Origin of the sequence: Enterococcus rotai, assembly GCF_001465345.1 — a bacterium.
Classification (GTDB): Bacteria; Bacillota; Bacilli; order Lactobacillales; family Enterococcaceae; genus Enterococcus_L; species Enterococcus_L rotai.
In genome coordinates this window covers 1,886,113-1,907,608 of sequence record NZ_CP013655.1, presented here as the reverse complement: position 1 = coordinate 1,907,608, position 21,496 = coordinate 1,886,113, and the positions used below count along the sequence as shown (strand labels likewise).

18 protein-coding genes and 2 riboswitches are annotated in these 21,496 nt (G+C 38.1%); of the genes, 3 read left to right on the top strand and 15 right to left on the bottom strand.

The features are described 5' to 3' along the window. Window positions 1-414 precede the first annotated feature (414 nt). Complete coding sequence (locus ATZ35_RS08760; RefSeq protein WP_208926920.1) at window positions 415-2,139, top strand: ABC transporter ATP-binding protein; 1,725 nt, start codon at window positions 415-417, stop codon at window positions 2,137-2,139. Beyond that, entirely contained in the window at window positions 2,136-3,899 is a 1,764-nt protein-coding gene (locus ATZ35_RS08755) for an ABC transporter ATP-binding protein (protein WP_208926919.1), read from the top strand. The genes ATZ35_RS08760 and ATZ35_RS08755 overlap by 4 nt, the downstream gene beginning before the upstream one ends. A 53-nt stretch (window positions 3,900-3,952) precedes the next feature. On the opposite strand, the gene ATZ35_RS08750 is transcribed toward ATZ35_RS08755, so the two are convergent. Beyond that, window positions 3,953-4,489, bottom strand: a complete 537-nt coding sequence (locus ATZ35_RS08750) for a folate family ECF transporter S component (protein ID WP_208926918.1) — start codon at window positions 4,487-4,489, stop codon at window positions 3,953-3,955. 37 nt (window positions 4,490-4,526) lie between these two features. Further along, window positions 4,527-4,668, bottom strand: a riboswitch (THF riboswitch). Window positions 4,669-4,740: 72 nt separating this feature from the next. Next, on the bottom strand, window positions 4,741-5,163 hold the full coding sequence (gene mgsA / locus ATZ35_RS08745; protein WP_086279968.1) for a methylglyoxal synthase: 423 nt from the start codon (window positions 5,161-5,163) through the stop codon (window positions 4,741-4,743). A gap of 188 nt (window positions 5,164-5,351) precedes the next feature. On the opposite strand from mgsA, the gene ATZ35_RS08740 reads away from it, so the two are divergent. After that, entirely contained in the window at window positions 5,352-6,461 is a 1,110-nt protein-coding gene (locus ATZ35_RS08740; protein ID WP_086279964.1) for an ABC transporter ATP-binding protein, read from the top strand. A gap of 44 nt (window positions 6,462-6,505) precedes the next feature. Here ATZ35_RS08740 and ATZ35_RS08735 read toward each other — a convergent pair whose 3' ends face one another. From ATZ35_RS08735 to ATZ35_RS08675, 13 genes are all read right to left on the bottom strand, one after another. Continuing rightward, window positions 6,506-7,138, bottom strand: a complete 633-nt coding sequence (locus ATZ35_RS08735; protein ID WP_208926917.1) for a hypothetical protein — start codon at window positions 7,136-7,138, stop codon at window positions 6,506-6,508. Between the two features lie 100 nt (window positions 7,139-7,238). Beyond that, window positions 7,239-8,903 carry a formate--tetrahydrofolate ligase gene (locus ATZ35_RS08730; protein WP_208926916.1) on the bottom strand — a complete coding sequence of 555 codons (1,665 nt, stop codon included), beginning with the start codon at window positions 8,901-8,903 and terminating at the stop codon, window positions 7,239-7,241. 35 nt (window positions 8,904-8,938) lie between these two features. Beyond that, a complete protein-coding gene (locus tag ATZ35_RS08725; protein WP_208926915.1) occupies window positions 8,939-10,126 on the bottom strand; it encodes a M20 metallopeptidase family protein in 1,188 nt (395 codons plus the stop codon). A 168-nt stretch (window positions 10,127-10,294) separates the two neighbouring features. Continuing rightward, window positions 10,295-11,677 carry a dihydrolipoyl dehydrogenase gene (gene lpdA / locus ATZ35_RS08720; RefSeq protein ID WP_208926914.1) on the bottom strand — a complete coding sequence of 461 codons (1,383 nt, stop codon included), beginning with the start codon at window positions 11,675-11,677 and terminating at the stop codon, window positions 10,295-10,297. 188 nt (window positions 11,678-11,865) lie between these two features. After that, complete coding sequence (gene gcvPB, locus ATZ35_RS08715; RefSeq protein WP_208926913.1) at window positions 11,866-13,311, bottom strand: aminomethyl-transferring glycine dehydrogenase subunit GcvPB; 1,446 nt, start codon at window positions 13,309-13,311, stop codon at window positions 11,866-11,868. Then, a complete protein-coding gene (gcvPA, locus tag ATZ35_RS08710; protein WP_208926912.1) occupies window positions 13,311-14,624 on the bottom strand; it encodes an aminomethyl-transferring glycine dehydrogenase subunit GcvPA in 1,314 nt (437 codons plus the stop codon). The genes gcvPB and gcvPA overlap by 1 nt, the downstream gene beginning before the upstream one ends. Window positions 14,625-14,627: 3 nt before the next feature. Further along, window positions 14,628-15,011, bottom strand: coding sequence for a glycine cleavage system protein GcvH (gene gcvH / locus ATZ35_RS08705; protein WP_086279943.1), 384 nt, complete (start codon window positions 15,009-15,011; stop codon window positions 14,628-14,630). A gap of 24 nt (window positions 15,012-15,035) precedes the next feature. Then, window positions 15,036-16,121 carry a glycine cleavage system aminomethyltransferase GcvT gene (gcvT, locus tag ATZ35_RS08700; RefSeq protein WP_208926911.1) on the bottom strand — a complete coding sequence of 362 codons (1,086 nt, stop codon included), beginning with the start codon at window positions 16,119-16,121 and terminating at the stop codon, window positions 15,036-15,038. Between the two features lie 187 nt (window positions 16,122-16,308). Continuing rightward, window positions 16,309-16,412, bottom strand: a riboswitch (glycine riboswitch). 25 nt (window positions 16,413-16,437) lie between these two features. After that, the gene (locus ATZ35_RS08695) at window positions 16,438-17,430 is read right to left on the bottom strand and encodes a linear amide C-N hydrolase (RefSeq protein WP_208926910.1); all 993 of its coding nucleotides are present in this window, start codon (window positions 17,428-17,430) and stop codon (window positions 16,438-16,440) included. Window positions 17,431-17,466: 36 nt separating this feature from the next. Further along, a complete protein-coding gene (locus tag ATZ35_RS08690; protein WP_208926909.1) occupies window positions 17,467-18,666 on the bottom strand; it encodes an MFS transporter in 1,200 nt (399 codons plus the stop codon). A 208-nt stretch (window positions 18,667-18,874) separates the two neighbouring features. Further along, window positions 18,875-19,756: a 16S rRNA (adenine(1518)-N(6)/adenine(1519)-N(6))-dimethyltransferase RsmA gene (rsmA, locus tag ATZ35_RS08685; RefSeq protein ID WP_208926908.1), complete on the bottom strand. Its 882-nt coding sequence runs from the start codon at window positions 19,754-19,756 to the stop codon at window positions 18,875-18,877. Beyond that, window positions 19,753-20,349: a ribonuclease M5 gene (rnmV, locus tag ATZ35_RS08680; protein ID WP_208926907.1), complete on the bottom strand. Its 597-nt coding sequence runs from the start codon at window positions 20,347-20,349 to the stop codon at window positions 19,753-19,755. Before rnmV ends, rsmA begins: the two co-directional genes overlap by 4 nt. After that, window positions 20,346-21,116, bottom strand: a complete 771-nt coding sequence (locus tag ATZ35_RS08675) for a TatD family hydrolase (RefSeq protein ID WP_208926906.1) — start codon at window positions 21,114-21,116, stop codon at window positions 20,346-20,348. The genes rnmV and ATZ35_RS08675 overlap by 4 nt, the downstream gene beginning before the upstream one ends. Window positions 21,117-21,496: the final 380 nt, after the last annotated feature.

Sequence of the window (21,496 nt, the reverse complement as noted above, 5' to 3'; positions counted from 1 at the left end):
AACACCTCAGTCATCATTTTCTATTTTTCTGTCAGAGCTGAACGAGCCCGCTACGCTTTTGCTTTGAAACATGCCAAGAAATACAACGAAGTCATGAGTTGATATTGATTGGTACAAGGTGACTGAAAGGAACGTTGCTTCATTCAGTTATTAAGATGTTGAAAAGTACAAGGTGTAGCGAAGCGGAACGTTGTTACCATATGTTATCTAGCTACGCAGGCTAGCTCTTCGGGAAAAAGATAAAATCTGCCTGTGGCAAAAAACGCCACAAACATATTTTCCTATTTTCCTGTCAGAGCTGGACGAGCCTGCTATGCTTTTGCTTTGAAACACAGTGAATAAAATGAACTGATGTTGAAAAGTACAAGGTGTAGCGAAGTGGAACGTTGTTACCTATATATTAAGGAGGATCTCATGATCAATTTACTCAAGTATGCAAAGAAATACCGCAAGCAAATTATTCTTGGGCCATTTTTCAAGTTTTTAGAAGCTTGTTTTGAATTAGTGCTACCCTTATTTATGGCACGTTTGGTTGATCAAGGAATTCGTAATGGTGACCGAGCTTACGTGATCCAAATGGCCGGCTGGATGTTTTTAATGTCTGTTATTGGTCTGATCTGTGTCATGATTTGTCAGTATTATTCTTCAATTGCCTCCCAAGGTTTTGGAACAGAGTTAAGGAATCAGCTGATGAAAAAGATCAATCAACTTTCTCATGCCGAGTTGAACAGCTTTGGAACAGATACATTAATTACCCGTATGACAAATGATATCAATCAACTTCAGTTAGCTTTGGCAATGTTGATTCGACTAGTGATTCGGGCGCCTTTTTTAAGCATTGGTTCTGTCATTATGGCTTTTTATATTAATGTACAAATGGGCTTTATTTTTCTTCTTATGTTGCCAATTTTTTGTATTATTCTTTATTTTATTATAAAAACAACCGTGCCATTATATAAAAAAGTTCAAGAAAAACTAGATCTACTAAATCGTCAAATCAGTCAAAATTTAAGCGGTGTTCGTGTGATTCGAGCTTTTGCTAGGAAACAGACAGAAGAAAAACACGTCAACAAAGTAACGGACGATCTATCTTCTATCTATATTCGAGTTTCAAATATTTCAGCTTTACTGACGCCTGCAACGACTTTAGTCATGAATCTTGGGATTTTAGCACTCCTTTATCTTGGCGGAATCAAAGTAGAGATCGGCGGGTTGCAACAAGGTGAAGTCTTAGCTTTGATCAATTATATGAATCAAATGTTGCTTGCCTTGATCGTTGTCTCAAACTTAGTTATTATCTTTACGCGGGCCTCAGCATCGGCTTCAAGAGTTAGTGAAGTTCTAGCTGTCGTTCCAAGTATCCAGTCAAATGACACAAAGATCCCTCACAAGGAACAAACAAAAGGAATCGTATTCGATCATGTCTCTTTCCGCTATCAACCAGAGGCTGGGCTGGCTTTAACCGATATTTCCTTAACGATTCCAGCAAGCTCAGTCTTAGGCATTACAGGTCCTACAGGTGGTGGAAAAAGTACCTTGACTCAACTGATTCCCCGTTTTTATGATACAAGCCAAGGAAATCTATTCGTTGATGGTATCAATGTTCGTGACTGGTCTATAGATAAACTACGCAAAAAAATCGCCATTACACCTCAAACTGCCGTTTTATTTACAGGAACGATTCGAGAAAATCTTCAGTGGGGAAAAGAAGATGCCACTGATGAAGAATGCTGGCAGGCTTTGGAAACCGCTCAATGTAAAGATTTCGTTGAAAATCTAAGCGACGGTTTGGACACACAAGTCTATGAGGGCGGGAAAAATTTTTCTGGCGGTCAAAAACAACGGTTGACGATTGCTCGCGCTTTGATTCATAAGCCTGATGTTCTAATCTTGGATGACTCGTTAAGTGCTTTGGATTATCAAACAGACTTAAACTTGCGAACAGCTCTCCAACAAGACTTAAAAGAAACGACACTGATTCTAATTTCTCAACGAATCAGTTCGATTCAACAAGCTGATCAAATTTTAGTTTTAGCAAGTGGAAAGCAAGTTGGTTTAGGAACCCATGAAGAATTATTGCGACATTCTCCAGCCTATCAAGAAATTGTCGCTTCACAAGAGGAGGAGAACGAAAAATGATGAACAAAAAAGTGACAACTAACTCATTTAATCGTTTCATGCCTTATCTGCTTCGCTATCCAAAAGAAATGCTTGCTGCTATTTTTCTCGGCATTTTGAGTGGATTGACTACCGTTTTGATGACTTACTATATGGGGAAATCGGTTGATACAATGATTGCTAAAGGAAATGTTGAGTTTATACTTCTTGTGCAGCTGCTTAGCACATTAGCCGGTATTTTAGTTATTACCGTTATTAGTCAATGGCTGATCCAGCGCTTAGGCAATCGAGTTTCTTATCTTTCTGTTGCAGAACTACGCAAAGATGCTTTTGCTCATTTAAATCGTTTACCTTTAAATTATTACGACCAAACGTCACATGGAAATATCGTCAGTCGTTTTACAAATGACATGGATAATATTTCTGTCGCTTGTTCGGCTGTTTTCAATCAGCTGTTTTCAGGATTATCTGTTGTGATCTTTGCCTTTTTCTTTATGCTAAAACTCAGCCCGATTCTTACAGCAGTTGTTCTGATCGCTACACCCATTATTTTTTTAGTCAATTGGTTGGTTGCGAAATCATCTCAGAAAAATTTTTCCGCTCAACAAAAAATCGTAGGGGAAATTTCAGGTTTTGTTTCTGAAATGGTTGGAAATCAAAAAATCGTCAAAGCCTTTCAACAAGAAGATGCTTCTCAACAACGGTTTGAAGCTTTGAATCAAGAATTGTATGTTCGTGGTCAAAAAGCCCAATTCTCTTCTTCATTAACAAATCCATTATCTCGTTTTGTTGATCATTTAGCCTATTTATCGATTGGTCTTGTTGGTGGATTGTTATTATTAAGTGGTAATCAGACGATCACAATTGGCGTGATTTCAAGTTTTACGATCTACTCTAGCCAATTTTCTAAACCATTTATTGAATTATCAGGAATCACTACGCAAATCCAAACGGCCTTAGCTGGATTAGATCGCACCTTTGAAATTATCAGTCAGACTGAAGAAAAACCAGATGGCCAACATGCGTTTGTTTTAAATGATGTTACAGGAGAAGTGATTTTTAATCATGTTGATTTTGCTTATACGCCTTCAAAACCATTGATTCAAAATTTTAATTTAACCGCATTACCTGGTGAAACAATTGCAATCGTTGGAAAAACTGGGGCTGGTAAATCAACTTTAGTCAATCTATTGATGCGTTTCTATGAAGTAGATAACGGTCAAATTTCGATTGATAATCATAATATCACCCAAGTCACACGAGATAGTTTACGAAAAAACTTTGGGATGGTGCTCCAAGATACTTGGTTGTTCGATAGTACGATCCGCGATAATCTAACCTATGGCAACCCAAACGCTACCGATGAACAGATTGAAACAGCTATGAAAAAAGCCTATATTTTTGATTTTGTGACTCGTTTGCCTAAAGGCTTGGATACATTGATCGGCGCTAGTGGTATTATAATCTCTGAGGGACAAAGGCAGCTAATGACCATTGCTCGGACCATGATCAGTGATCCACCGATGTTGATTTTAGATGAAGCAACTAGTTCAGTCGATACATTGACCGAGAAAAAAATTCAAGATGCCTTTTTACAAATGATGGATGGCCGGACAAGCTTTGTGATTGCCCATCGCCTTTCCACCATTAAAAATGCAGATAAAATTTTAGTGATGGAACAAGGTTCTGTCGTTGAGATTGGTAGTCATGATGAACTGATCGATAAAAAAGATGGCTATTATCATGCGTTGTATGAAGCGCAATTCAAAAATCAATTGTAATATAGAAAAAACCTCAACTTTCCATGGGATGATAGAAAGATTGAGGTCTTTTTTTATTTTAAATTGGTCAATGATTTATTTAAAAATTGTTTATAAGGAACTTTATTTCCTAAATAGTATGTGCCAATTACTTGTACCGGGAAAAAGACGATATTTTTCACGATTCTAGGCGCCCACCAAGCAAGGTTAGAGATATTTACACCGTACATCAATCCTAGCCATAGCGGTGTTAAAAACATATGAATAATCAATGTAACAGACAATGTCGCCAAAATTACTCGTTGCCAAGTTAGCTCCTTTTTATAATAGAAAAACCCATAAATGGCACCAGAAATAAAGGCATTTAAGGTAAATCCAGGAAAATAAGGCCCTTTTGGAAATAACAGCATACCGACTGTATCAGCTACCGCACTCCCGATCCCCGTCCAAAATGGACCAAAAAGAATCCCCATCAATGACTCTGGAATAAACGTCAAACTAACTCGTAAAAATTGAGTTTCAAACGAAATAAAACGCGTAAAAACCACCATCAACGCAATCAGTAAACTCATCAACGTAATGGTTCGTGTATCAATTTTTCTTTTCTTCATTTCTAGCATCTCCTCTAAGAGCTGCTACACAAAAATATGCAGCGAATGCGAAAACAAAACCGCGAATATAAGAAAAGCGGAACGAACTGTTCAAACTATTTCACTACTCTCATATATTCTTCGTCCAAAAGGCAACATCCCATCCTTTCAGCACTTAACGCTTTATTTCCTACTCTGTTTTTATTAGGCCTAAGCCTAAATGAAATATAACATACTCCTTACCCAGCCGCAACAAACTTTAATCGGAATAATCAAAACGATAGCGGTTTATTATCCGTTTCATGAACCACATTTCTAAAGTCCGCAAAACCAGCCTGTAAGCCTCTTAGTAAAATTTCAGCCGTCCCAATATTTGTAGCTAAAGGAATCTCATAGACATCGCTCAAACGAATCAATGCTGTCACATCTGGTTCATGTGGTTGTGCCGCTAAAGGATCTCGTAAAAAAATCACCATATCTAACTTATCCTCGGAAATCATCGCTCCGATTTGCTGATCCCCACCTAATGGTCCTGATTTAAATCGATGCACGGGTAATCCAGTTGCTTCTGATATTTTCAATCCTGTTGTTCCAGTTGCAAATAGTTCATGTTTTTTTAAAATCGGTTGATAGGCCAATGTCAATTTAACCATCAACTCTTTTTTCCGATCATGCGCAATCAATGCAATTTTCATCCTGGCTCCCCCAATTGAGTTCTTTTCCTCATTATAACAAAGTCTTTCACTATAGAGTAAAAAGAATGACTGGGTCTTTGTCACTTTGACGAAAAAAAGGATTTTTTCTTGTGCAACCTTCCGTTGAAGATGTATAGCGCTTTCATTTATACTATGGTTACACTAAAAAAAAGAAAAGAGTGACGATAATGGTAGAAATGGCATTAAAACATATCTATAAAAAATACGACAATGCAGAGAATTATTCTGTAACAGATTTTAATTTAGAAATTGCCGATCGGGAGTTTATCGTTTTTGTTGGACCATCCGGTTGTGGTAAATCAACGACGCTACGGATGATCGCTGGTTTAGAAGATATTACAGAGGGTGAGCTTTCGATTGGTGATAAAATAATGAATGATGTTGCACCAAAAGATCGTGATATCGCGATGGTATTCCAAAACTATGCTTTATATCCTCATATGACCGTGTTTGATAATATGGCTTTTGGGCTAAAGCTTCGTAAATATGACAAAGCAGAGATCAAAAAACGTGTAGAAAATGCAGGAGAAATCTTAGGATTGACTGAGTATTTACACCGTAAACCAGCTGCTTTATCTGGTGGACAACGGCAACGGGTTGCTTTAGGTCGAGCAATCGTTCGTGATGCGAAAGTCTTTTTGATGGATGAACCTTTATCTAATTTAGATGCAAAATTACGTGTAGCAATGCGTGCTGAAATCGCTAAGTTACATCGTCGTTTGGAAACAACTACAGTCTATGTGACGCATGACCAAACAGAAGCTATGACCATGGCAGATCGAATCGTGATCATGAAAGATGGTTTTATTCAACAAATCGGTTCGCCAAAAGAAGTCTATAATACACCAAACAATGTCTTTGTTGCAGGATTTATCGGCTCTCCTGCTATGAACTTCTTTAATGTTACTTTAAATAACGGAATTATCCGTGATGGGCATGGTTTGGAATTGATGATTCCTGAAGGTAAAAATAAATTATTGGTTGAAAAAGGCTATGAAGGAAAATCGGTGATCTTTGGCATTAGACCTGAAGACATTCATAGTGAACAAGTGGCTTTAGATACCATGAACGATGCAGTTGTTCGTTCTGAAGTTGTTGTTTCTGAACTATTAGGTGCAGAAACAATGCTTTACACAAGATTAGGCGATACAGAATTTATTTCAAAAGTTGATGCTCGTGACTTTCATAAACCAGAAGAAATGGTTGATTTAGCATTTAATATTAGTAAAGCTCATTTCTTCGACCCTGAAACTGAACAAGTCATTAAATTACCTTAAACAGTAAAAAAGCTGAGTAGCGTATTTAGACGCTGCTCAGTTTTTTATTGTTGTGGCTCAATCTCTTGGGGAAGAATGTCCGTTTTTACTTGTTCCAATTTTTTAGCCTGACTAAATACTGGAATATCAAATTGTTTGCTTAATGCATTCGCCACAAAATAGGCAATGTTGTAATCAATCAAACTATGGATCAACCCACCAATACCCATCAGCAGAAAGATTGAATACATATATCCTTGCGTGTAGTAGGTTTCCGGCATATTTCCCATCGTATAAAAAACACTTACTACAGCTAATTCTGCCGCAGAATGTATTAAGCCAATAACAAAATTAAACAGTTGAAAACGGCCGTTGAACAAAACAAGTTTATTCTTAGTTAACACGATTGTTGGATATTTCTGTAAATAAAATGCTCCTATCAGTGCAAAAAGTAAATGAGACAATGCTCTTAAGGCAATGATCGGTGTCGCCGACAGAAAGAAACCAAAACCAGTACCTAAACTAACCGCAACAGCTACTCCTGGTGAAAAAAACATTGCTAAAAATAATGGCACATGACTAGCTAAAGTAAAAGAAGCAGGTCCAATCACGATCCTTGGCATAACCATAGGAATGATGATCCCCATCGCTACTAGCAATGCCGCAATCGTTAAGTGCCTAACTGAATTCTTTTTCATAATCTCCTCCGATGTGTCTTGACATATCTGACATCCTCTATTCTACGAGAAAAAAACCTATGTGTCAAGACACATAGGTTTTTTCATTATTTAATGAAACTTAGAATAATCCCGTAATTTTACCATCTGAATCAACATCAATTTTTTCATACGCTGCTTTTTTTGGTAATCCCGGCATCGTCATCACTGTACCAGTATAGGCCACAATAAATCCTGCTCCAGCCGAAATTTTGATATTACTGATTGTTATCGTAAAATCAGTTGGTCTTCCTAGCTTCGTTTGATCGTCTGAAAATGAATATTGTGTTTTTGCCATACAAATCGGTAAGTTGCCAAAACCAAGTTTTTCCAGTTTAGCAATTTCTCTTTCAGCAATCGCTTCATAGCGAACAGCGGTTCCACCGTATACTTTTTCAACGATTGCGCTGATTTTCTCTTTGATCGGTAATTCATCTGGATAGGCAAATGAAAAATTATTTTCCTGATCGGCTAAACGAATAACCTCTCTTGCTAACTCTTCACCACCAGCACCACCATGTGCCCAAACATCAGAAAGGACCACATTTACATTGCGTCTTTGACATTCTTCTTCTACCAGCTTCAATTCTGCTTCGGTATCTGTTGGGAATTTATTGATTGCAACAACCGTTGGTAAACCAAAAACAGTTGTTGTATTTTCGATGTGTTTTAAAAGATTTGGCAAGCCTTCTTTAAGGGCACTGACATTTTCAACACCTAACTGATCTTTCGGTATACCACCATGCATTTTCAAGGCCCGAACTGTCGCTACTACAACAACGGTTGAAGGACGAATTCCAGATTTCCGACATTTGATATCAATAAACTTCTCTGCCCCTAAATCAGCTCCAAAACCACCTTCAGTTACAACATAATCCGCTAATTTTCTAGCCGTATTTGTAGCAATCACACTATTACAGCCGTGAGCAATATTTGCAAATGGCCCACCATGGATCAGAGCAGGATTATTTTCCAAGGTTTGTACCAGATTTGGTTTGATCGCCTCTTTCAATAAAGCTGTCATTGCACCCTGAGCATTTAAATCGCGCGCTGTAACTGGTTGATTTTCATATGTGTAGCCAATAATGATGTTGGCTAGATTTTCTTTCAGGTCATCAAGGTCATTAGACAAACATAGAATTGCCATAATTTCTGATGCAACCGTAATTTCAAAACCGTCTTCTCTTGGAACACCATTAACTCTGGCTCCTAAACCATCCACAATATGTCTCAATTGACGATCGTTCATATCTACAGCTCTTTTCCAAGTGATTCGGCGATTATCGATCCCCAGCTCATTGCCTTGGAAAATATGATTATCAATGATGGCCGCAAGCAAATTATTTGCTGCCCCAATTGCATGAAAATCGCCTGTAAAATGAAGATTGATATCTTCCATAGGAACCACTTGAGCATAACCACCCCCAGCGGCACCACCTTTGATTCCAAAAACGGGTCCTAAAGAAGGTTCCCTCAAAGCAATGATCGCATCCTTACCAATTCGATTTAACGCATCGCCTAGCCCCACAACTGTGGTTGTTTTCCCTTCACCTGCTGGCGTTGGTGTAATGGCTGTCACTAGAATGACTTTTCCATTTTTATCCGCTTTAATTTTTTCAACAGCAATTTTTGCTTTATATTTTCCATAAAGCTCATATTGTTCTTCATTCAACCCAATTTCTTCTGCTACTTTAGTAATTGGCAGCATCGTTGTTTCTTGCGCAATTTCAATATCTGACTTGACCACTTCTTCCCCTCCACTTCACCATATTATGAGCAATATCAGCCTTTTTTCAACCAAGACATTGCTGTATCTGCATAAACTTGGGCACCTTCAATCAAGACAGATTCATCAAAAACAATCGCTGGATTATGAAGATTGATATTTTCTTCAGATGCTACTAATAGAACAGTCGTTGTTGGAATCAACTGACTGATTTCACCAAAATCTTCACTTCCCATAAGTGGTGTTGATGTAGGAATGGTAACGATTCGCTCAGCACCAAATGTTTCCGTTAATGATTCTTTAGTAAATGCTGTCAATGCTGGATCATTCACATTTGTCGTACATCCATTAGTGAAAACCACTTCCGCTTCAGCTCGGAAAGCTTTCGCAATGTTTTCAGCCATCACAGTCATTCGTTCTTTGACTTGTATGCGGACATCTTCTTTTAATGTTCGTAAAGTTCCTTTCATTACGGTTGTTTCTGGAATAATATTTGAAGCCCCAGGAGTTCCACCAGTAAATTCACCGATCGTTAAAACAAAACGCTCTTCAGAACCGATTTCTCTTGCTGAAAGTTCTTGTAAAGCGGTATAGATATGAACGGCTACGTTAATTGGATCGATCGCCGTCTCAGGTTGCGAACCATGTCCGCCTCGTCCTTTGATATTGATTTCAAACCAATCGGCACTGGCCATAAATGTTCCTTCTGGTGTTGGCATGATTTGACCTGCCTTCATTCCTTTAAATGGGAAAACATGGATCATCATTCCTGCATCTACTTTAGGATTTTCTAAAACATGATGTTCAATACAGACTTTTGAACCTGAAAGAATTTCTTCGCCTGGTTGAAATAGTAATTTTACTTGACCATCTAATTCATCTTCAAACTCTTTTAAAAGCTTAGCGGCTCCAAGTAACATGGTTGTATGCATATCATGACCACAAGCATGCATATAGCCATTCTCAGATTTAAACGGTAGGTCGGTCAACTCTCGAATTGGCAAAGCATCCATATCGCCACGTAATAGGAACGTTTTACCACTCTTTTTACCTGCTAATACGGTAATACCAGATTCTCCGCAGGATTGAGGTTCATAGCCATATTCAGTCAATTTTTCTTTTACAAAAGCTACTGTGTTTGGCAAATCCAAGCCAATTTCAGGGTTTTGATGTAGATGTCTTCTAATTTGAATCAGTTCTTCTTCTAGACTTTCGGCAAACCTTTTTTGTTTTTCTGTTAGCATTTATTTTTTCTCCTTTTCTTTTAAAGCTAAGTGACTTGTGACGACTCTGTATCGGTTGATCGACTGTTGCAGTTGCTGAATTTATCAACAGTGCCTCCAAAGCTAACACCCAAGAAACTTTTCTACTATTATAGTACCAAACATTTCAGAAAATTTGCCCTATTTCTGTTATTTTTTTGGAATTGTATGAATGCCAAGTCCGAGAAGATTTTCATAGGCTTCACCCACACCCTCATTATAGGTTGGATGGGGATGAACGATTGAGGTCATGTCATGGATCGATAGACCGTTTACGATCGCTGTTGTAAACTCACTGACCATATCAGTTGCGCGATCACACATTAATTGAGCACCGATAATTTTTTCGTTTTCCGCATCAGCAATCACCTTAATGAAACCTAATCCAGTTCCAGCAATCATTGTTTTTCCATTACCCGCCATATTATATTTTCCAACTTTTACTGAGAGACCCAAATTTTTTGCTTCGGTTTCTGTCATACCAACAGACGCTATTTCTGGGGCTGTATAGACACAAGATGGAATAATCTCTAAATTGTATTCAGCTGGCTGTTGCTTCATCCCTAAAACCGCATTTACCCCTTGAGCTGAAGCTAAATGCGCTAATTGTGTTCCTCGGCTAGCGACATCACCGATTGCGTAAATACCTTTAACAGAGGTTTCAAAGGTTTCATCAACCCAAATTGTCTGATTCTCTAGTTTCAGATTTAATTCAGGCTCAAATAAATCGTCAAAACTTGCTTTTCGACCTGTCGCAATCAAGACCGTATCACTCGTTACAGCTTCTTCCTTTCCTTTAGTAATGTAGGTACAAGTCAACTGTTGATTTTTAGAAATATCGGTAACGATCGACTTCGTTGCTATCTTGATCCCTAGCTTTTTTAGAGTCATTGCTAATTTTTTAGATAGCTCATTGTCAAAATTGGGAAGTAACGTATCGGCTGTTTCGATAATTGTCACAGCACAACCTAGTGCATTAAAAATTGTTGCAAATTCTACGCCAATCACACCACCGCCGATAATAACCAAACTTTTACAATTACTTGGCTTAGCTAAAAGCTCATTACTTGTCACAACACCTGGCAAATCACTACCAGGAATTGGTGGAATCATCGGTTTTGAACCCGTCGCAATCAGAATCTTTTTCGTTTCATATCGTTCCCCAGCTATTTCGACTACGCCAGCTTTGATAATTTTAGCTTTGCCAAAAATCAACTCAATACGATTTCCTTTGACCAATCCTTCAATTCCTTGTACAAGACTATCAACAACTTTATTTTTCTTTTCATAAACCTCTTCCATATTTATCTGCAAATCCTTAATATGAATTCCATCAGTGCTAGCATTTTTTATTTCACGAACAGTTTCTGCAGAATGTAACAACGTCTTCGTCGGAATACACCCACGATTTAAACAAGTACCACCAACACGATCCCCTTCAACCAAAGCAACTTTCATGCCCAATTGCGCTGCTTTAATCGCTGCCACATAACCCCCTGGACCAGCACCAATAACAATTAAATCAAAACTCATACCTTTCCTCCTTTTTTTAAAAACCGAACAGAACCGACTAGTTCCCGAACAAATTAGGAAATCAACTTAAAGTTGCTCTTTAACTTTCAGATGATTTCTCTATTTGTTGAGGGAACTGTTCTGTGAAGTTGGATAAGCTTAAAAGCCGACCAGAACAACTAGTTCCTAATTTCTTTCTCTCCAGAAACCTAGCTATCAGCACTTCCAAAATCATACCGAACAATTGGTTTTCTTGCTGCTCTCACTTCATCGACCCGATGGATTTGAGCATGTAGCGGATAGTCATGAAAGGCTTCTGGATTTTTGTACGCCTCTTCATAAAGGTTACGATAGACTGCGATTGCATCATCCAATCTTTCTTTTGATTCCGTCTCAGGCGGTTCAACCATTAAAGCTTCTGGCACCGTTAATGGGAAATACATTGTCGGTGGATACATTTGATGATCTAAAATCCCTTTAGCCATATCTAAAGCTGTAACGCCCGTTTCTTTTTTTAATTTGTCTAAACTGATGACAAATTCATGCATACAGGTCTCGCCATATGGCACTTCAAAAATATCTTTTAATTCATGAAGCATGTAATTTGCATTCAGTACAGCACTTTTAGACGCTGATGCTATCCCTTCAGAACCTAAAAATAAGATATAGGTCAATGCTCTCAAGAATACTGAAAATTGACCATAGAATCCTTTAACCATTCCAATTGAATGTTCAGGTTTAGTAAATGAAATTTCTGTTCCTTCCTTAACTGGATAATAATTAGGGAGAAACGGTTTTAACAATGTTTTACAACCAACAGCCCCAGATCCTGGTCCACCACCGCCATGAGGTGTAGAGAATGTTTTGTGTAAATTCAAATGAATAATGTCAAAGCCCATATCACCTGGGCGAGCCACCCCCATAATGGCGTTTAAATTTGCACCATCGTAATAGTTCAATCCACCAGCATCATGAACGATTTTTGTAATTTCTAAAATATTTTTATCAAAAATCCCTGCTGTATTCGGGTTTGTCAACATTAGCCCCGCTGTATCTTCATCAACTGCTGCTTTTAAAGCTACAATATCCACACAACCATATTTATCTGAAGGAATATTAACTGTAATCATTCCAGTCATTGCTACACTTGCAGGGTTTGTTCCGTGAGCTGAATCAGGTACAATAATTTTATTTCTTTGCGGCTGACCATTTTTTTCATGATAAGCTTTGATCATTAGTAAACTGGTAAATTCACCATGTGCGCCAGCTGCTGGTTGAAACGTAATGGCATTCATCCCAGTAATTTCTTTTAATAAACTTTCAGCCATCGTGAAAACTTCAAGGGATCCTTGAACCGTATGTTGTGGCTGGAGTGGATGAATATTAGCAAAAGCTGGATAGACTGCCATTTCATCGTTGATCTTTGGATTATATTTCATTGTACATGAGCCTAATGGATAAAAGCCGTCATTGATTCCAAAGGTTGCATTCGCTAACTCTGTATAATGTCTGCTGATTTCTGGTTGAGGCAGTGTTGGTAAATGTAGCTCTTTTTGACGTTTCATGGTTTCTGGAAGTTTAGTAGTTGGCACATCACATGGTGAAATCATTTCATTGTAATAACCATCTACACTGCGTTCAAAAATTAATTTCATTATTCACACGCCTCCTTCACCAATGCAACTACTTCATTGATTTGTTCTTTCGTATTCATTTCTGTCACGCACCATAATAATCCTGCTTCTGTAGGATAACCGCCTAAGATATCGTGCGCTTCTAATTTCGTTAATATAGCTTCATTTGAAACAGGGAAACTCGTAACAAACTCATGGAAAAACGGACTTTCATTGTTTCGTTTTACTCCTTTGATCTGGCTTAGTTGATCCGCTAAATAATGGGCTTTACTATAACATTGCTCAGCTACCTCCTGAATCCCTTGTGCCCCCATCGTACTCATATAAACAGCATTTGTTAATGCGCATAGTGCTTGATTTGAACAAATATTAGAAGCTGCTTTTTCTCTGCGGATATGCTGTTCACGAGCTTGTAAGGTTAAAACAAAGGCTCGATCCCCTGCTTCATCCACCGTTTCTCCAGCAATCCGACCAGGTAATTTGCGCATCATTTTTTCTTTTGTAGCAATAAATCCAATATAAGGTCCGCCAAAAGCTAATGGTAAGCCAAATGGTTGTGAGTCTCCTACTGCAATATCAGCGTCAACTTCACCTGCTGTTTTCAAAACGGTACTGGCTACGGGATTTACACTCATAATAAATTTAGCTTTCGCATTATGAACCAATTCTGCTATTTCCTCGACTGGTTCGATCCCACCATAATAGTTTGGCTGTTGTACAATGAAACACGCACTTGTTTCATCTAATTTTTCTTGTAAGACAGCTAAATCTGTCAGACCATCTTTCTCTGGAACCATGATAAACTCAATTTCTCTAGAACTAAAATAAGTCAATGCCGTTTGGATCGTCATTGGATTCGTTGTTTCTGAAATTAGAACTTTCAACCGTTTTTTCTCTAAACACATATTGATGGCTTCAGCTGCTGCTGTTGGTCCATCGTACACTGAAGCATTGGTCGCATCCATTCCAGTGATTTCACAGATCATGGTTTGATATTCAAAAATCGACTGTAGCAACCCTTGACTGATTTCAGGTTGATAGGGTGTATAGGATGTCATAAATTCTTCTTTTGCTGAGATTTGCTTAACAATAGCTGGAATGTAGTGATTATATGCTCCTGCACCTCGGAAAATACTTGAGAAGACTTTGTTTTTCTTTCCCATAGTTTCTAGAATACGACGTACTTCAAATTCTGACTTTCCCGCTGGAATATCAAGTTTTTCTACGATCATTTCTTTGGGAAGCGTTTGGTAGAGATCCATCCTATCCGTTAATCCGATCGTTTTCAGCATGTCTTGGTATTGTTGTTCTGTTGATCCAAGATAATTACCCATTCATTACGCCTCCTCAGATTCTTCGCAGAATTTCTTATATTCGTCAGCGGTTAATAAGTCTTCGATTGCTTCGACTCCCTCTACTTCGATCAACCATGAATCCAATGGTGCAGAATTGATCAACTCTGGGCTATCCATCAACTCTTCATTGATTGCTGAAACCGTTGCTGTAATTGGAGAATACGCCTCTGAAACAGCTTTAACTGATTCGATATCCGCAAATGATTCACCTTTTGTGACTTCATCCCCTTCATCTGGTAAATCAATAAACACAATATCCCCTAATTGGTCTTGTGCGTAATCAGACAGACCGATCCTAACTTTATCTCCATCAAAAAGTACCCACTCATGTGATTTAGAAAACTTCAATTCTTCCGCCTTTGCCATAATAAACGACTCCTTCTTTTCCAATTATTTTTTTACAAACGGTATTGTGACAACTTCAGCCGTAATTTTCTTACCTCTAACTTCTACTTCTATTGGTGAACCGATTTCTACGATTCCTTTTTCTACTAAAGCCATTGCACAAGCCTTATTGATAAATGGACACATCGTACCTGAGGTCGTTTGGCCAATCTTATTCCCTTTAAAATAAACATCGGCTCCTTCACGAACAATCCCGCGATCCGTTAACTGTAACCCGATCCGAGTAATTTTAGGTTCACCTTTATCAAGTAGGCCCTGTTTGCCAATAAAATCTTCTTTTTTCATTTTGACCGCAAAACCTAGATCTGTTTCAAGCGGTGTGATTTCTTCAGTCATTTCATGCCCATAGAGTGGCATTCCAGCCTCTAAACGCAATGTATCACGTGCACCTAGACCACATGGGATGATGCCGTATTCTTGACCTGTTTCTACTAACAGATGCCATAATGTAAGTCCATCTTCTGGTTTACAGTATAATTCATAGCCAAACTCCCCTGTATAACCCGTTCGAGATAAAATACAAGTGACACCGCCAACATTGGCCTGTTCAGTAAAACTATAGTATTTTTTAGGAATTTCTTCCTCTTTTGTTAATTTCGCTATAATTTCTTTAGCAAACGATCCTTGTAATGCGATCTGAACAAACTGATCGGATTGATCAGAAAATTCAACTTCACCGAATAAGTGCGCTGTCATCCAAGCAACATCTTTCGCTCTATTTGCTGCGTTGACCACCAGTAGATATTTCTCCTCACTACATTTATACACTAATAGATCATCGATTACTCCACCATTTTCATTACACATCAAGGTATATCGAACACGACCTATTTCTAAATTGCTAAAATCATTTGTTAATAAATACTGCAAATTCGCTAAAGCATCTTTTCCCTCGTAAACAACTTCCCCCATATGGGAAACATCAAACAATCCAACTTGATTGCGAACAGCTAAATGTTCTTTGATCACACCACTATCTTTATATTGGACAGGTAGCGTGTAACCCGCAAATGGAACCATTTTCCCGCCTGCTTCAAGATGTGCATCATATAAAGGTGTTTTTAGATCCATCTTCTCTACTCCTTTGCTTCTTCGTATTTTTATTTCTTTGTTTCGATGACACCTCCAAGTAAAAATAACTATATAAAAACAGAGGAACAGGCATCTTAAAGAAATGCCTGTTCCTCTGTACAAAACCTGAGAGATTCGTCTTCATCTTGAAGAGTTGCTCCTTCGGTGCTTCCGCTTTCCAGAGTGATGTCCAATTACGGTCCTTTTACCTGAGATCTTCATGATCAATGCTTTGCGTCATTGATCATTTATTCCTTCGGTGCTATGACTAGTCTCTCCCGTAATTCTCTTCCATCTAATTTAAATTAAGTCGCCTCTATCCTTTTTTAGGCATTGAATAATACTGTTGTTCAGCCTTCAATTCAAAATATTGAGGTTCAGAGCTGTCCAATATGCCAGAATTCAAAGACAAGGTCTGAATCATACGATTCTCATACAAATGAATGTACATTTGTTTTTCTTTACTGTCATAAGCACTAGTATATTGCGTATATTGTACATCCGTATCCGAACTAACTTTAACAACACCTTTGGGAATATCAAAACTATCTAAAATATGAAAAATTTGTTCAACTGCTTGTTCGTCTTCGACTTTTTCTGAAAAATGCTTCAAAAATGCCGCTCGAATAAAGCGTGACTGGGGTGTGAAATCTCCCGGAATCCCACGTAAACCAGAACCTTTACCATTTGAAAAAACATGAAGAGCTTCCATCTGTATATCAGGCGCTATCAAATCACTAAGCCCTACATAATTCTGAAGATTCGTTAAATGCCAGTCAAATTTTGGGCTATTGGTAAACACGCCTACTGGATTGTCATAAACTTCATAGCTGCCGTCAATGGAAGGCTCAACCACAACCGATGCACCTGATTCATCTTGAAATACATAGTGCTGGGGAATTCCCATCTGATTATCAACAATAGCAATCGCCGTATCCTGATTTACCCGCTCTTTGATTTCAGCCACAGAAGCATAATTCGTCAAGGCATAGGTTACAAATTCGGCTCCTGCTAAAGGTAGCTTACCCTGAGCACGAATTTTTTCTGATTCAATATAGCGATTATAATGGCCAAAGTAAAACGAGCCACCCATCAATCCTTTTTCATTAACACCGTCTACCAATAATGGATGTCCAGCAAGTGCCACGCCCATTGCAGCATATTGTGTTAAGAAATGATCTAACGAAACATGTAAATCATAACTTCTAGGAATAATTGCACCATCATATTCCAACAACAAATTAAATTCTTGAGTTCGGCCCCAATAACTATTGCCTGCTTTTGACTTAACTGTGATACCTGTACACATTTTCTCACACCCTTTTTATTTTTTCAAAACTCTGAACTAGGATTCTTTCTTTTTTTGAACCAGTAAGGTGATAGTTCCTGCAACTACAAATGAAATGCCTATAAATAAGAAGGAACTGAAGAAAGCACCATTTGACAATTGAATCAGGGCTCCAATAATCGTTGGGGCAACAAAACCACCTGAAACACCGATTGCATTAATTGTTGCATATTTTGCAGAAACTTCATCTGATGGAAATAGTTTCAATGGAATACTCATCAACGTTGCAAATGCCAAACTAGCACAGGCAACAGCGAGTGTTAATGCAATCATACTCAATACAAATGTTCCAACGACTGAAACTAACACAGCAAAAATTCCACCGCCTACGGTTGCCACAAAAATAACATTTTTCTCTTTACCAATGAAAAATTTATTTACCATAACACCGCCAACCATCGCTGCAACCATTGTGAAAAAGCCAATGACAGCTGTTACGTAAGCAGTTTGAGATAAACCAAGACCATGAGCTTCTACAAGATAAGTCGCCATCCACCCATTCAGCCCATAAATCGCCGCATTGATGAAAAAAGCGGCAAAAATCAAAATCCAGACATTTCGATCTTTTAATACTTCTCGAAATGAAATCGCCGACTTATTTTGCAGCTGTTCCTTTACGCCGCCAAACTCTTTTGGAATCACAAAGTACATTAAAACAGCAATCAATAATACAGCCGCTCCTAAAAAATAATAGGTCTTATGCCAACCAACTTGAAGTAACAGTGGAGCGATCAATAATGGTCCTACGATCGCTGCAAAACCTGAGGAGGCAATCATCGTAGATTGCGCCGGACCTCGTTTTTCCATTGGTAACTCTTGTGAAATAAAGGTACTTACAGAAGATGGATAACCCGAATGCGCAACGGCTCCTGTCATAAAGCGAATAAAAATTAAATACAATAATGAAAAGCCAAAACCAAATAAAAAAAGAAAAATTCCCACTAAAAAAACTGAAGCAATCATCATTTTTCTAGTTCCGATTTTATTAGACAAATACCCAAATGGAATTTGAAAAATCGTATAACCTAGAAAAAATGCACTTAATATCAATCCCTTTTGTTGGGGATCAAAACCTAGATCATTTGCAATCGTCACCAGTGACATGCCAATTGTCGTTTTATCCACATAAATACAAGTGTATCCTAGAAAAATAGCTGCCAACATCCAAGTAACATTTCTTGTTTTCTTATTTTCCACAGTCTCACTCCTAGCGACAGAAAGCGCTTTCTAAATATAATTATGCTTGATATTTTGAAAAAGTCAATAACCCAATTCAATAATTTTACATAAAGTCAAAATAAATTAGAGTTTCTTTCTGATTCCAAGTATATCCCTTCACATTATGCATAGGGTGAAAAATAGACTGAGAAAAGCATAGAACTTCTTTTCTCAATCTATCTTCCAGTTAACGATTTTTTTCTAAGGTATTACTCAAACGACCAAATTCTTCCAAGGATAATGTTTCTCCTCGGCGTGATGGATCGATTTCTGCTTCTGTTAAGCTTTCTGTTAACCAAGCTTTTGTTTCCTCGTCTTTACCATAAAAATGAATCAAATTGTTCCATAATGTTTTACGGCGTAATTGGAATGAGGCTTTGGTTAATTTGAAAAACTCTTTCTCATTGGTTACAGCCACAGCAGGTTGCTCTCGTTTCGTCAGTTTGATGATTGCTGAGTCAACATTCGGTTGTGGAATAAACACAGTTTTGGGAACAATGAACGAAATGCTTGCTTCCATAAAATACTGAACAGCAATCGATAGTGAGCCGTAAGCTTTTGTTCCTGGTTTTGCAGATATTCGATCCGCAACCTCTTTTTGCATCATCACAATCATTTCTTCTACCTCTAAATCAGACTCCAAAAAGTGCATCATGATTGGTGTAGTGATGTAATAAGGAAGATTGGCTACTACTTTGATTGGAAGTTCTTGTTCAAAGACTTCATTTGTAGTGCCCACTAAATCGGCTTTCAATACATCGTTATGAACCACTGTAACATTTTGATACGGACTCATGGTGTCCTCTAAGACTGGGATCAAGCGATCATCGATTTCAAAAGCTAAAACTTGTGCCGCATTTTTAGCTAATTGCTCAGTTAAAGCACCAATTCCAGGTCCTACTTCTACAACATTCGTGTGGGTATCAATTCCAGCTGTTTCAACGATTTTACGTAAGATATTTGGTTCTGTTAAAAAGTTTTGTCCTAAACTTTTTTTAAATGAAAAGCCATGTTGCTTCAAAATCTCTTTGGTTCTTGAAGGGGTGGCTATTTCTTTATACTCTGTCAAATTGATTCCTCCGATTTTTCATTAGGTGTTTCATTTATACTATTCATTGCCTCTATCAGTTCTTTTTCTGTAATCCGAAACATTTTCAAGCGTTTGGTCAATTGCTTACTATTGGTGTAGCCAATACGCAATTCGTCGCCTAATTTTTCACGACGTTCCTTTGCACGAGCCCCAGCTATTAAACCATATTCTATCAAGGTTTGTCTAGGGATTTCTTGATAATCATCTGCCCCATTGACTGGGGTAACAATTTTCTCTAATGCTTCCAAAATCGCTTCATCACTAGCATGCTCCACACCTAAACTATTTCCTCGTTTCTTAGGTGCAGCAAGCTGACGAGAGAGAAACGCATGCTTGGCATCAGGCACAACCTCCATAATTGTTTTACGGATTTTTTCCCCTGAAAAATCTGGATCAGTAAAAATAATGACACCACGCGTTTCTTGTGCATGTTCGATTTGTTCTAAAATATCCTCATTGATCGCTGAACCGATTGTTTCAATCGTATCTGCATCCACAACTTCTTGGATACGTCTAGTATCGTCTTTTCCTTCAACGACAATAACTTCTTCAATCCTCAACTTATCTGTCATTCAGCTAACCTGAATAAGCGATGCGCATTAATTGTTGTTTGCTTCGCTATTTCTTCAAAAGGAACTTCTCTTAGTTCTGCAATTTTTTCTACTACATAACGAGTATAACCGGGTTCATTGCGTTTGCCTCGATAAGGAACTGGGGCTAAGTATGGTGCATCTGTCTCCACCAATAAACGATCCAAAGAAACAGCTCTAGCTACATCTTGAACCTCTAATGCTTTCTTAAATGTCACAACACCACTTAAAGAAATATGCATCCCCATATCTAGAAATTTTTCCATCCATTCAGGATCGCCACTGAAACTATGCATGATTCCGCCAATATCCCGAATATCTTCTTCTTTTAAAATTTTATACGTATCTTCCATTGCATCTCGTGTATGGATGCTGATTGGTAGATTCATTTCTTTAGCAATCGCAATTTGACGTCGAAACACACGATCTTGAACTTCTTTAGGATCTTCCATCCAATAATAATCTAACCCGATTTCGCCAAGTGCTACTACTTTTGGTGTTGTTAGTAAATGCTGTAGCCTTTTCTCGATATCAGGCGTATAACTTCCAGCTTCTGTTGGATGCCAACCAATGATACTTTGGATTTCTTTATAGTGTTGGCTAAGTTCTAGAGACTTTTCAATCGTCGGTGTATCAAAACCAACTACCGCCATTTCGGTTACACCTAATTCTTTTGCATGTTCAATTGTTTCTGGAATATCTTCATTAAATTGTTCTGCGTTTAAATGAGTATGAGAATCAAAAATCATGTTCATTCACTCCTTAATATAAAAGCGTAGTAGGCTCGTTCAGCTCTGACAGGAAAATAGGAAAAATCGATTGTGGTGCTTTTTACCACAAACTATTTTTATCTTTTTCCCGAAGAGCTAGCCCGCGTAGCTAGATAACAATAAAAGCGTAGCAGGCTCGTTCAGCTCCGACAGAAAAATAGGAAATTATGACTGAGGTGCTTTTTGCCTCATTCATAATTTATCTTTTTTCCGAGGAGCTAACCCGCATAGCTAGATAACATATGGTAACAACGTTCCACTTCGCTTCACCTTGTACCAAGTCTTTTCGTGCGACGAGTAATCGCAAGAGCATTCAACATCAACTCAGTTCTTCGTTGTGTTTCTTGGCTTGTTTCTTG